The organism is Saccharothrix violaceirubra, assembly GCF_014203755.1.
GTDB lineage: Bacteria > Actinomycetota > Actinomycetes > Mycobacteriales > Pseudonocardiaceae > Actinosynnema > Actinosynnema violaceirubrum.
In genome coordinates, this window is record NZ_JACHJS010000001.1 from 1,497,967 (window position 1) to 1,510,833 (window position 12,867).

Genomic DNA, 12,867 nt, shown 5'->3' on the forward strand with positions numbered 1-12,867 from the left:
GTGGGGGTGCGACCGGGCGGCGTTCGGCCATTCGTCGGTTATGCTCGACACCGCGTGACCGGGCAGGCGCCGGCGTCGTTCCGCCCGCTCGAATCGTTACGCGCCTCGGACCGGGATCACCCATTGGATGGTGTCGCCCGGTTTCGCGGCTGTTAAAGTCGCGTCAACACGCGGGCCATCGTCGTCCCGTGCCCAGAAGCCGGATTCCAGGAACTGGACACGAGGAACTCGTTCTTTCACCAAGGACGACGAAGGAGGTCTGCGCAGTGATCTTCTCCGCCATCCCGTCCCCACAGGGACTCTACGACCCGCGCGCGGAACGTGACGCGTGCGGCGTGGCGATGGTCGCCGACATCAAGGGACGTCGGTCGCACGGCATCGTCGTCGACGCGCTGACCGCGCTGGCCAACCTGGAACACCGGGGCGCGGCCGGTGCCGAACCGACCAGCGGCGACGGTGCGGGCATCCTGCTCCAGCTGCCGGACGCGTTCCTGCGCGCCACGGCCGGGTTCGACCTGCCCCTCGAGGGCGCCTACGCGGCGGGCATCGCGTTCCTGCCCGAGGACGTCGACGAGCGTGCGCGGGCCGTGACGATCGTCGAACGCGTCGCCGGCGAGGAAGGCCTCGACGTCCTGGGCTGGCGAGACGTCCCGGTGGACCCCGACCACGCCGGGGTGGGCCCGACCGCGCGTTCGGTCATGCCGCACTTCGCGATGCTGTTCGTGGCCGCGGACGACCGCACGGGTGTCGATCTCGACCGCGTCGTCTACGCGTTGCGCAAGCGCGCCGAGCACGAGACCGCGGCGGCGGGCGTCGGCGTGTACTTCCCGAGCCTGTCCGCGCGCACGATCGTCTACAAGGGCATGCTCACCACGGGCCAGCTGCCCGCGTTCTTCCCCGACCTGCGCGACGAGCGGCTCACCGCCGCGATCGCGTTGGTGCACTCGCGCTTCTCCACCAACACGTTCCCGAGTTGGCCGCTCGCGCACCCGTTCCGGTTCGTCGCGCACAACGGCGAGATCAACACCGTGCGCGGCAACCGCAACCGTATGCGCGCCCGCGAGGCGCTGCTCGACTCCGACCTGATCCCCGGCGACCTGACCAGGCTGTTCCCGATCTGCGACCCGGAGGGTTCGGACTCGGCGAGCTTCGACGAGGTCCTCGAACTGCTCCACCTCGGCGGACGCGGCCTGCCGCACGCCGTGCTCATGATGATCCCCGAGGCGTGGGAGAACCACGCGTCGATGGACCCGAAGCGACGCGCTTTCTACGAGTTCCACGCGAGCCTCATGGAGCCGTGGGACGGTCCCGCGTGCGTGACGTTCACGGACGGAACGGTCGTCGGCGCGGTGCTCGACCGCAACGGCCTGCGACCCGCCCGGTGGTGGCGCACGGCCGACGACCGCGTGGTGCTCGCCAGCGAGACCGGCGTGCTCGACGTGCCCGCCGACCAGATCGTGGCCAAGGGCCGGTTGCAGCCCGGACGCATGTTCCTCGTGGACACCGCGCAGGGCCGGCTGGTCGAGGACGACGAGATCAAGGCCGGGCTCGCCGACGACCTCCCGTACGAGGAATGGCTCCACGCCGGTCTGCTGGACCTGCGCGACCTGGCCGACCGCGAGCACGTGGTGCAGAGCCACGAGAGCGTCGTGCGTCGCCAGCTCACCTTCGGCTACACCGAGGAGGAGCTGCGCATCCTGCTCGCGCCGATGGCGTTGTCCGGCCAGGAACCGCTGGGTTCCATGGGCACGGACACACCGGTCGCCGCGCTGTCCCAGCGGTCCCGGCTGCTCTACGACTACTTCGTGCAGAGCTTCGCCCAGGTGACGAACCCGCCGCTGGACGCGATCCGCGAGGAGATCGTCACGTCGGTGTCGCGCGTGATGGGACCCGAGCACAACCTGCTCGACCCGACGCCCGCGAGCTGTCGGCACATCAAGCTGCAGTACCCGGTGATCGACAACGACGAGCTGGCCAAGCTCATCCACGTCAACGACGACGGCGACCTGCCCGGCTTCGCGTGCACCGTCCTGAGCGGACTGTACGAGGTGGACGGTGGTGGTGACGCGCTCGCGTCCGCGATCGAACGCGTGCGACGCGAAGCGTCCGAGGCCATCGCCGGCGGCGCGCGCACACTCGTGCTGTCCGACCGCGACTCCGACCACCGGCTCGCGCCGATCCCGTCGTTGCTGCTCGTCTCGGCGGTGCACCACCACCTCGTGCGCACCAAGGAGCGCCTGCGCGTCGCGCTCGTCGTGGAGACCGGCGACGCCCGTGAGGTGCACCACATCGCCGCGCTGCTCGGCTACGGCGCGGCGGCGGTCAACCCGTACCTGGCGTTCGAGACGATCGAGGACCTGATCAACCAGGGCGCGATCACCGGGACCGAGTCGCGCAAGGCCGTGCGCAACTACGTGACCGCGCTGGTCAAGGGCACCTTGAAGATCATGTCCAAGATGGGCGTCTCCACGGTCGGCGCGTACACCGCGGCCCAGGTCTTCGAGGCCGTCGGCCTGTCCGGGGACCTGCTCGACGAGTACTTCACCGGCACGGTCTCCAAGCTCGGCGGCGCCGGACTCGACGTCCTCGCCGAGGAGGTCGCGCTGCGCCACCGCCGCGCGCACCCGGAGAACCCGACCGACCGCGTGCACCGCCGGCTGGAGGTCGGCGGCGAGTACTCGTACCGGCGTGAGGGCGAACTGCACCTGTTCTCGCCCGAGACCGTGTTCCTGCTCCAGCACGCCACGAAGACCGGTCGCGAGGACGTCTACCGCAAGTACACCGACGAGGTCGAACGCCTGGCCCGACAGGGTGGCACGCTGCGCGGACTGTTCGCGTTGGACTCCGACCGCGAACCCGTGCCCGTCGACGAGGTCGAGCCGGTCTCGTCGATCGTCAAGCGCTTCAACACCGGTGCCATGTCGTACGGCTCGATCTCGGCCGAGGCGCACGAGACGCTGGCGATCGCGATGAACCTGCTCGGCGGCCGGTCCAACAGCGGCGAGGGCGGCGAGGACCCCGACCGCCTGCACGACCCGCGCCGGCGCAGCGCAGTCAAGCAGGTGGCCAGCGGGCGGTTCGGTGTGACCAGCGAATACCTGGTCAACGCGACCGACATCCAGATCAAGATGGCGCAGGGCGCGAAGCCCGGCGAGGGGGGCCAGCTGCCCGGGTACAAGGTGTACCCGTGGATCGCGCGCACCCGGCACTCCACGCCGGGCGTCGGTCTGATCTCGCCGCCGCCGCACCACGACATCTACTCGATCGAGGACCTCGCCCAGCTCATCCACGACCTGAAGAACGCCAACGAGCAGGCCCGCGTGCACGTCAAGCTGGTCAGCGAGGTCGGCGTGGGCACGGTCGCCGCCGGTGTCGCCAAGGCGCACGCGGACGTCGTGCTGATCTCCGGACACGACGGTGGCACGGGCGCGTCCCCGTTGAACTCGCTCAAGCACGCCGGCACGCCTTGGGAGATCGGTCTCGCCGAGACGCAGCAGACACTGCTACTCAACGGGTTGCGTGACCGGATCACCGTGCAGGTCGACGGCGCGCTTCGCACCGGGCGGGACGTCGTGGTCGCGGCGTTGCTCGGCGCCGAGGAGTTCGGGTTCGCGACCGCACCGCTGATCGTCGCGGGCTGCGTGATGATGCGCGTCTGCCATCTCGACACGTGCCCGGTCGGCGTCGCCACGCAGAACCCCGACCTGCGTGCCCGGTACACCGGACAGGCCGAGCACGTCGTGAACTTCTTCGAGTTCGTCGCGCGGGAGGTCCGCGAACTGCTGGCCGGTCTCGGGTTCCGGTCCATCGACGAGGCCGTCGGACACGCCGAGGTGCTGCGCACCGACGAGGCCGTCGACCATTGGAAGGCGGCGGGCCTGGACCTGACGCCGGTGTTCGCGGTTCCGGAAACCACCTATCACACGGCCAAGCGCCGCGTCCGCGACCAGGATCACGGCCTGGACCAGGCGTTGGACCGCACGCTCCTCCAGCTCGCCGAGGCCGCGCTGGAGGACGCGCACCCGGTGCGCCTGGAACTGCCGCTGCGCAACGTGAACCGGACCGTCGGTACGTTGCTCGGCGCCGAGGTGACACGCAGGTTCGGCGGCGACGGCCTGCCCGACGACACGATCCACGTGACGTTCACCGGCTCGGCGGGGCAATCGCTGGGCGCGTTCCTGCCCCGTGGCGTGACGCTGGAGATGGTCGGCGACGCGAACGACTTCGTCGGCAAGGGGCTGTCCGGCGGACGGGTCGTCGTGCGACCGCACCCCGACGCGCCGTTCGCGGCCGAACAGCAGGTCATCGCGGGCAACGTGATCGGCTACGGCGCCACGTCCGGCGAGATCTTCCTGCGTGGACGGGTCGGCGAGCGGTTCTGCGTGCGCAATTCCGGTGCGCTGGTCGTGGCGGAAGGCGTGGGCGATCACGCGTTCGAGTACATGACGGGCGGATGTGCCGTCGTGCTCGGCCCGACCGGGCGCAACCTGGCCGCGGGCATGTCGGGCGGCATCGCGTTCGTGCTCGACCTCGATCCGGCGTCGGTCAACCGAGCCCTGGTCGAGCTGCAACGCCCCGGCGGCGAGGACCTGCGCCGGCTGCGCGAGATCGTCGAACGCCACCACCGGTTCACCGGTTCCGCGGTCGCGGCGTCGCTGCTGGGCGACTGGCCGCGGCGGTCCGCGTCGTTCACCAAGGTCATGCCCGGCGACTACCAGCGCGTGCTCGAAGCGATGACGCTTGCCCGTGCGGAAGGCCGCGACGTCGACCAGGCGATCATGGAGGCTTCCCGTGGCTGACCCGTACGGTTTCCTCAAGAACACCCGTGCCGACGCGAAGAAGCGTCCCGCCGATGAACGACTCGGTGACTGGCGTGAGGTCTACGCCGCCGCACCCGTCGAAGTCCGCGACGCCGAGGTCCGCACGCAGGCGACCCGGTGCATGGACTGCGGCATCCCGTTCTGCCACTCGGGGTCGGCGGGTTGCCCGCTGGGCAACCTGATCCCCGAGTGGAACGACCTGGTGCGGCGTGGCGACTGGGCGCAGGCGTCCGACCGGTTGCACGCCACCAACAATTTCCCCGAGTTCACCGGGCGGTTGTGCCCGGCGCCGTGCGAGGCCGCGTGCGTGCTGGCGGTGTCCGACATGTCCGGCGGCGCGGTTGCGATCAAGCGTGTCGAGCAGGCGATCGCGGACGTGTCGTGGGAACAGGGCCTGGTCCAGCCGTCGCAGTCGCAGGTGTCGTCCGGCCGTCGGGTGGCCGTGGTCGGTTCCGGTCCTGCCGGGCTGGCGGCGGCGCAGCAGCTGACCCGGGCCGGGCACGAGGTGACGGTGTTCGAGCGCGACGACCGGCTCGGCGGGCTGCTGCGGTACGGCATCCCCGAGTTCAAGATGGAGAAGAAGGTCCTCGATCGGCGGTTGGCGCAGCTCCGCAAGGAGGGCACCCGGTTCGTGACGGGGTGCGAGGTGGGCGTCGACCTGACCGTGGAGCAGTTGCGGGAGCAGTTCGACGCGGTGGTGCTCGCGGTGGGCGCGTTGCGGGGGCGTGACGACCGGACCACGCCGGGGCGCGAGCTGGACGGTGTCCACCTCGCCATGGACCACCTGGTGCCGGCGAACCGGGCATGTGAGGGCGATGGCGTGCCGGAGATCGACGCGGCGGGCAAGTACGTCGTCATCATCGGCGGCGGCGACACGGGCGCGGACTGCTACGGCACCGCCATCCGCCAGGGTGCGCTGTCGGTGCTTCAGCTCGACCAGTACCCGCAGCCGCCTTCGCGACGTGACGACACACGCTCGCCGTGGCCGGTGTGGCCGTGGATTCTGCGTACGTACGCCGCGCACGAGGAGGGTGGCGAACGGCGGTTCGCGGTCGCCGTGGAGGAGTTCGTCGGCGACCCCGACGGGCATGTGCGGCAGATCCGGCTGCGCAAGGTGCGCGTGGAGAAGGACGCGTCGGGTCGGCGGACCGTCGTGCCGACGTCCGAGGAGGCCGAGCTCCTGCCCGCCGACCTGGTGCTGCTCGCGATCGGGTTCGAAGGCGTCGAGCGGATGCCGTTGCTCGACGGGTTGGGCATTCCGTTGACCGCGCGGGGCACGATCGGGTGCGGGTCGGACTGGCAGACGCGGGCGCCTGGCGTGTTCGTGTGCGGTGACGCGCACCGTGGCGCGTCGCTGGTCGTGTGGGCGATCGCGGAGGGGCGGTCGGTGGCCAACGCGGTGGACCGCTACCTGACCGGTTCGTCCAACCTCCCGTCCCCGGTGATCCCGAACCAGTTGCCGCTCGCGGTCGTGTGACCGGTTCGCCGGCGGTGACCGTGATCGTCGCCATGACCGTCACGGGCACGTCGTCTCGTCGCAGTCGCCGTGACGGTGACGGTCACCGTCACGGCGCCTCATCCGAAGCCGACGCGGTCGGTCCAGAAGTCGAGCAGGTCGCGGTCACCGAGGACGTCGACGTCCTCGGTGCCGCGTCGGTGGTAGAGGTGCAGAAGCAGATCCGTCACCGCACCCCGGACCTCGACCGCCGCCTTCTCGTGCGCATGATGCACCGAGATCACCTCGCCGGTGAGGTCGGCCAGCCATTCTGCGTCGGTGTCGGTCGCGTGGAAGTGCAAAGTCCGACCGGGCCCGAGCAGTTCGCGCTTGGTCGGGTCGTGTTCGAGGTGCCACGGCAACGCCATGAGGTCCATCCACTCGTCCACGCCGTCGACCGCGACGTCCGTCGCGAGTACGAACTCCTGCCCGAGCGCGAGTACGGCGTCCGCACGGTGCACGACGGTCTCGTGTGCGAACCGCCGCGCCCAGAACCGCATCCCGCCCGGTGCGACGCTCCACACCGGACCGTCGACCCCGGCTTCGGCCAGGGCGTCCGACAACTGCCGCGCACCTTCGGCGAGCCAGGCATCGACGTCCTCGGGAAGCGGACCGCCGACATCGCGGACGTCGGCGTCGTCGAGCGGTCCGGCACGCCGCGCGCGGACGATCTCGTCCACCCACCGGTGCCCGGCGCCGACGTGCCGGACCAGGTCGCGGACCGTCCACCCCGGACAGCTCGGCACGGCGATGCCCATATCGGCTCCGGCAACGGCCTCACGCAACAGGTCGGTCTGGACGACGATCTCCTCGCGATGCCGGTCGAACATCAGTTCGGTCATGAGTGCACGGTATCGGCTCGACCCGCCCGCGCCCGGAGGTCCGCTTCGGCAGGCTGGCCGCTCGCCGCACAGGTCGGTGGTCGGTCGTCGATCACTGCGCCGTCATCGACACACCACCCCGCGACACTGACTCCGCTGTGCGGGTGGAGCCGGACATGGCACACGTCCCGTGACGCCGACAGGGAAACGTGCCACCGGCCGCGACACTCTCACTCGACATGCACGCTGTCGGTGACACGCACATGTCGACGAGTCGGCCCGGTGTCGTCGCCGCCGTTCTCTTCCCGTCATCGTCGGTCGACTGGGCCACGTCCGCGGAACCCGGTCACGATCCCAGGGCGCGGACCATCGGTCCGTATCGTGCCGACCCGCCACAACCGGACCGCTGGTCCGTTTCTGTCGCGATCAGTGGACCTCTCGCATCTCACGGACCTCGCGTACGGATCGAATGCGCCCGACCGCGAACTCGTGGTGCTCACCGCGCGGTTCCAGGCTCGCCTTCAGGTTGCCCGCCGCGTGGTCGACCGGTGTGATCACGTGCTTCGTCGTGGTACGCGGACCGTGCGCGAAATCGATCTCGACACACGTGCGTGTCACCAACGCGTCCGCGAGCAACGCCACCTCCGAGTCACGCAGGACGAGCGACTCATCGCGCAACATGCGTGCGGTCCCGGCCCGACGCAGGTCCGCACGCAACGGCGTCGCGCGTGATCGTTCGCGGCCGGACAGTGCGAGTGCCAGCGCGGTCAACTCGCGGTCGGCCAGGGGGATGGTCCTCGATCGCGGCGGCGGAGGCGCGGGTTCGCCGCGTTCGCGAGGCGCGCGTTCGATGGTCGCCGTGCCGTCCACGCCTGTCCCGCTTGGTGCGTAGCCCGCCGCCCGCAGCCGGGCGAGGGTCTCCTTCACCGGCTTGGCCGACGCGAGCACGGTCGGTGCCAGCGCCTCCAACGACAACGTTGTCAACCTCGGGTGCTCGAGAAGCTCCAAAAGCAGGTCCCGGTCGTCGGACCGGACGCAACACGCCACGGCGGTCACCGTCACGCGCCCGTGTCGCCGCGCGACGGAACGCACGAGCGTGTCCAGCTCCGGGGGGACGTCGCCGACCTGGGACAGTTCCGCGAGTACACGCACGGAGTCGCGTCCCGTGTCCAAGGCGCGACGCACCGACTGTTCCGTGAACCGCCAGTACACGCCGTCGTGTTCCGCGCACCGTCCGAGTACCCGGCCCAGTGCACGGTTCGGCAATCCGCGCACGGCGACGCTCAGGTCGGGCAGGAACCGCACGCGCGACACTTCGGCGTGCACGTACTGGTCGGCGGCCTCGTCGACGACACCGTCCAGCGCCGCCTTGCCGAGTCCGGTGAGAGCGCCCGACGCGATCAATCCCACCTCCTCGGCCTCGGTGAGCACGACCGCGGTGCCGCGTCGTGACCACACGAGGTCGGCCACCGCCTCGTCCCGGTCCGCGAACGCCGTGCCGTCGGCGAGCTCGGCGTGTCGCGCGACAACGCTCCGGTGACGGCTGTCCGCGAGCCACGCGGTGACGAGACGTGCCAGCCGGACGGCGGGGTGCGCGTCCGCCCATGCGTCGGCCCAGGACGTGGGCAGCACGCGGTCGTCGACCGTGGCGAGCAACCCGGCGCGCGACGCGAGCGTGTACCTAAACCGGGCCGTGTGCGGATTCGCGTCACGCGCACCGGGCAGTGAACGCGAATCGGTACGGTGCACATCGCAGTGTTCGAGTAGCCGTCCGATCCCCTCGACGAGCGCGGTCGCCGCTTCTGTCGCGGCGTTGTCGACGGTCGCGCGATCGACGGAAACGCGACGTGGTGCGCGTGGCGCGGACGTGATCCGACGTGGTTTCGCGGTCGGCCGCCGATCGGGGATCGTGCGCAGAGCGTCACCATCCGGCCAGACCAGCGCACACGTGCGCAACTCGGTCAGCGCCCGTCTGAGATCCGACCGCGACGCCTTGCCGGTGCAGCGCAACCGGTGTGCGACCGCGTCCGCGGTCGCGTCGGAGCCGAGTGCGACCACCGTGTCCAGGACGTCGAGACATCCCTGGTCAAGGGTGTCGACGGCACGGTCGACCGATGTCGGTTCCAGCAGGGCTTCGGCGAGTGCCCGCAGGGTGTGCGGCCTGGTGGCCGCGGCGTCCGGGCGCCGTGTCAGCACGTCGCGCAGGTGTCCGAAGTCGAGTGCTGTCAACCAGACCGCGAGCGCGGTTGTCCTTCCCACCGCGCTGATTATGCACAGTCGGTGACCGGCGGGCGTGCGGAAAACGTAAGCTGACACCGTGGAATTCACCGGGTTCGGCGAATATGCCGTCGACTTCTTCGACGGACTCGTGGGGGACAACTCGAAGGCGTACTGGGACGACCACAAACAGGTGTACCTGTCCGACGTGCGGGCTCCGATGGAGGCCCTGCTCGCCGTCCTCGAACCGGAGTTCGGCAGGGGGAAGGTCTTCCGTCCATACCGCGACGTGCGCTTCTCCCGCGACAAGACGCCGTACAAGGACCACTGCGGAGGTGTCGTCGAGTTGGGGCGCGGTGGCGGCGCGCACTACGTGCAGCTGGGCACCGAAGGGCTGTTCGTCGCGGGCGGGTCGTTCGCGATGGCGTCGGATCAACTGAGCCGGTACCGCGAATCCGTCGCGGACGACGTGCGCGGCGGCGTGTTGCGGACGCTGATCGCCGACCTCGTCGGGCGTGGCTGGGAGCTGCGCGGCGACGTGCTCAAACGCGCGCCGCGCGGCTTCCCGCCCGATCACCCGCGCATCGACCTGCTCAAGTACCGCCGGATCTACCTGGCACGCACCTGGCCGCCGGACGACCTGCTGCACGAACCCGGCTGCCTGGACCGCGTCCGCTCCGCGTGGCGCGAGCTGAACCCGCTGGTCGAGTGGTGTGCCGACCACATCGGTCTCACCGGGATCGGATTCCGCTGACCACCCGGTAGGCCAACCAGCCCAGGCCGATGCCGGCCACGTCGGTGAGTCCGTCGACGACGTCGGCACTGCGGCCCAGCACGATCAGCAGGCCCTGGAGGACTTCCGACAGCACGGCGTAACCGACGAGTCCGACGAGCACGGGCGTGCGGGGCAGCGCGAACAGCCCGGTGACGGCCAACAACGCGAACAGTCCGAGGTGGACGATCTTGTCCATGCCCGGCCACGAGGACGGGACACCGGACTGCGGCATGAACAGCACGACGACGCTGAGCGACAACGCGGCCACGAACGGAAGGAATCTCGGCGACACCACGCCGATTCTCCCCGCACCCCGCAGATTACCCACGGGTACATCCTGATCGGTCCAGTGACACGTACTACGCTCTCGTCACGTGAGTCGACGCGCGAAGATCGTCTGTACGCTGGGTCCTGCCACCGCGACCGAGGACAAGGTCAACGAGCTGGTGGCAGCCGGCATGGACGTGGCCCGGATGAACTTCAGCCACGGCAGCCATGCCGACCACAAGCAGGTCTACGACCTGGTCCGCGCGGCTGCGGACCGGACGGGCCGCGCGGTGGGCATTCTCGCCGACCTCCAGGGACCGAAGATCCGCCTCGGCAGGTTCGCGCACGGCCCGGTCGAGTGGCGCACCGGCGACATCGTCCGGGTGACGGTCGAGGACGTGCAGGGCACGCACGACCGGGTCTCCACCACCTACAAGCAGCTCGCCAACGACGCCAAGGTCGGCGACCGGCTGCTGGTCGACGACGGCAAGGTCGGCCTCGTGGTCACCGCCATCGAGGGCCCGGACGTGGTGTGCGAGGTGACCGAGGGCGGCCCGGTCAGCAACAACAAGGGCCTGTCGCTGCCGAACATGGACATCTCCGTGCCCGCGCTGTCCGACAAGGACATCGAGGACCTGGAGTTCGCCCTGCATTTGGGCGTGGACTTCATCGCGCTCTCGTTCGTGCGTTCGCCCGCCGACATCGATCTGGTCCACCAGATCATGGACCGGGTCGGCCGCGGTCGGCGGCCGGTGATCGCCAAGATCGAGAAGCCCGAGGCCGTCGACAACCTCGAGGCGATCGTGCTCGCGTTCGACGGCGTGATGGTCGCCCGCGGCGACCTGGGCGTGGAGTTGCCGCTGGAGCACGTGCCGCTGGTGCAGAAGCGCGCGATCCAGATCGCCCGCGAGAACGCCAAGCCGGTGATCGTGGCGACCCAGATGCTCGACTCGATGATCTCCAACTCGCGGCCCACCCGCGCCGAGACGTCCGACGTGGCGAACGCCGTGCTCGACGGCGCCGACGCGCTGATGCTGTCCGGCGAGACGTCGGTCGGCCGGTACGCGATCGAGTCGGTCAAGGTCATGGGCCGGATCATCGAGGCGGTCGAGACCGAGTCGGTCGAGGTGCCGCCGCTGACGCACGTGCCGCGCACGAAGCGTGGCGTGATCTCGTACGCGGCGCGTGACATCGGCGAGCGCCTGAACGCGAAGGCGCTGGTCGCGTTCACGCAGTCCGGTGACACCGTGCGACGGCTCGCCCGACTGCACACGCCGTTGCCACTGCTCGCGTTCACGCCGGAGCAGAGCGTGCGCAGTCAGCTTGCTCTCACGTGGGGTACCGAGACGTTCCTCGTGCCTAAGGTGGACTCGACGGACGAGATGGTCCGGCAGGTGGACTCGTCCATGCTGTCGATCGGCCGGTACCAGCCGGGTGATCTGATGGTGGTCGTCGCGGGTTCGCCCCCCGGCACCGTCGGTTCGACGAACCTCATCCGGGTGCACCGCCTGGGGGAGGAAGACCACGCCTAGGAGTTGACGTGACAGAGGCTGCCCGTGCCGCCGCGGCCACCGGCTTCTCGGATGTCCCACTGGACACCGACGGCGTACCGCACGGGCAGCCCGTGCTCGACCGCCTGGTGACGCTGCTCGATCTGGAACGCATCGAGGAGAACATCTTCCGGGGTGTCTCCCCGGCCGAGTCGCCCGTGCGGGTCTTCGGTGGCCAGGTCGCCGGGCAGGCCCTTGTAGCGGCCGGTCGGACCGTTCCACCGGAGCGTCGCGTGCACTCGTTGCACTCGTACTTCATCCGACCCGGAGACCCGTCGGTTCCGATTGTGTACGAGGTCGATCGCATCCGTGACGGCCGGTCGTTCACGACTCGACGTGTGGTCGCGGTCCAACATGGCAAGGCGATCTTCTCGCTGTCCGCGTCCTTCCAGCACGACGAGCCCGGCATGGACCACGCCGAGTCGATGCCCGCGGTGCCCGACCCGGAGTCGCTGCCCACCTACGCGGAATCGGTCGCCGGGTACGCCGACAAGCTCGGCATGGCGCGCATGCCGCGTCCGTTCGACATCCGGTACGTCACCGAGCCGCCGTGGCGCGCCCGGGAGGACGGGCCGGGCGAGGCCCGCAGCCAGGTGTGGATGCGCGCCGACGGCAAGCTGCCCGACGACGACATGTTGCACGTGTGCGTGCTGGCGTACGCGTCGGACCTCACGCTGCTCGACTCCGTGCTCGTGCGGCACGGCGTCTACTGGGGCACGGACAAGGTCCTCGGTGCGAGCCTCGACCACGCGATGTGGTTCCACCGCCGGTTCCGGGCCGACGAGTGGTTCCTGTACGACTGCGTGTCGCCGTCCGCGTCCGGTGCCCGCGGTCTCGCCACCGGACGGTTCTTCACCGTCGGTGGCGAGTTGGTCGCGACCGTGGTCCAGGAGGGTCTGCTGCGCGTGCTGCCCTGACGGCA

General features: G+C 70.0%; 8 protein-coding genes. 5 read left to right on the forward strand and 3 right to left on the reverse strand.

Translation table 11 applies throughout. The features are described from left to right. Nucleotides 1-266 precede the first annotated feature (266 nt). Nucleotides 267-4,799 carry a glutamate synthase large subunit gene (gene gltB / locus F4559_RS07595; RefSeq protein WP_184667040.1) on the forward strand — a complete coding sequence of 1,511 codons (4,533 nt, stop codon included), beginning with the start codon at nucleotides 267-269 and terminating at the stop codon, nucleotides 4,797-4,799. Next, nucleotides 4,792-6,297 (forward strand): glutamate synthase subunit beta, encoded by a 1,506-nt coding sequence (locus F4559_RS07600; protein ID WP_184667041.1) that lies wholly within the window; start codon nucleotides 4,792-4,794, stop codon nucleotides 6,295-6,297. Before gltB ends, F4559_RS07600 begins: the two co-directional genes overlap by 8 nt. 98 nt (nucleotides 6,298-6,395) lie before the next feature. Here F4559_RS07600 and F4559_RS07605 read toward each other — a convergent pair whose 3' ends face one another. Further along, nucleotides 6,396-7,157 (reverse strand): maleylpyruvate isomerase family mycothiol-dependent enzyme, encoded by a 762-nt coding sequence (locus F4559_RS07605; RefSeq protein WP_184667042.1) that lies wholly within the window; start codon nucleotides 7,155-7,157, stop codon nucleotides 6,396-6,398. Between the two features lie 405 nt (nucleotides 7,158-7,562). Continuing rightward, the gene (locus F4559_RS36235; RefSeq protein ID WP_184667043.1) at nucleotides 7,563-9,395 is read right to left on the reverse strand and encodes a helicase-associated domain-containing protein; all 1,833 of its coding nucleotides are present in this window, start codon (nucleotides 9,393-9,395) and stop codon (nucleotides 7,563-7,565) included. Between the two features lie 58 nt (nucleotides 9,396-9,453). Here F4559_RS36235 and F4559_RS07615 point away from each other — a divergent pair, with 58 nt between their 5' ends. Next, entirely contained in the window at nucleotides 9,454-10,107 is a 654-nt protein-coding gene (locus F4559_RS07615; RefSeq protein ID WP_184667044.1) for a DUF2461 domain-containing protein, read from the forward strand. Here F4559_RS07615 and F4559_RS07620 read toward each other — a convergent pair. Further along, entirely contained in the window at nucleotides 10,085-10,423 is a 339-nt protein-coding gene (locus F4559_RS07620; protein WP_312865514.1) for a VanZ family protein, read from the reverse strand. The genes F4559_RS07615 and F4559_RS07620 overlap by 23 nt on opposite strands. 79 nt (nucleotides 10,424-10,502) lie before the next feature. Between F4559_RS07620 and pyk the strand changes: the two genes are divergently transcribed. After that, nucleotides 10,503-11,927, forward strand: coding sequence for a pyruvate kinase (gene pyk, locus F4559_RS07625; RefSeq protein ID WP_184667045.1), 1,425 nt, complete (start codon nucleotides 10,503-10,505; stop codon nucleotides 11,925-11,927). 8 nt (nucleotides 11,928-11,935) lie between these two features. Then, nucleotides 11,936-12,862, forward strand: a complete 927-nt coding sequence (gene tesB / locus F4559_RS07630; RefSeq protein WP_184667046.1) for an acyl-CoA thioesterase II — start codon at nucleotides 11,936-11,938, stop codon at nucleotides 12,860-12,862. Nucleotides 12,863-12,867: the final 5 nt, after the last annotated feature.

What these genes read in the sequence shown, in the direction of transcription:
- F4559_RS07605 (WP_184667042.1), bottom strand. Translation starts at nt 7,157, where the DNA reads ATGACCGAACTGATGTTCGACCGGCATCGCGAGGAGATCGTCGTCCAG.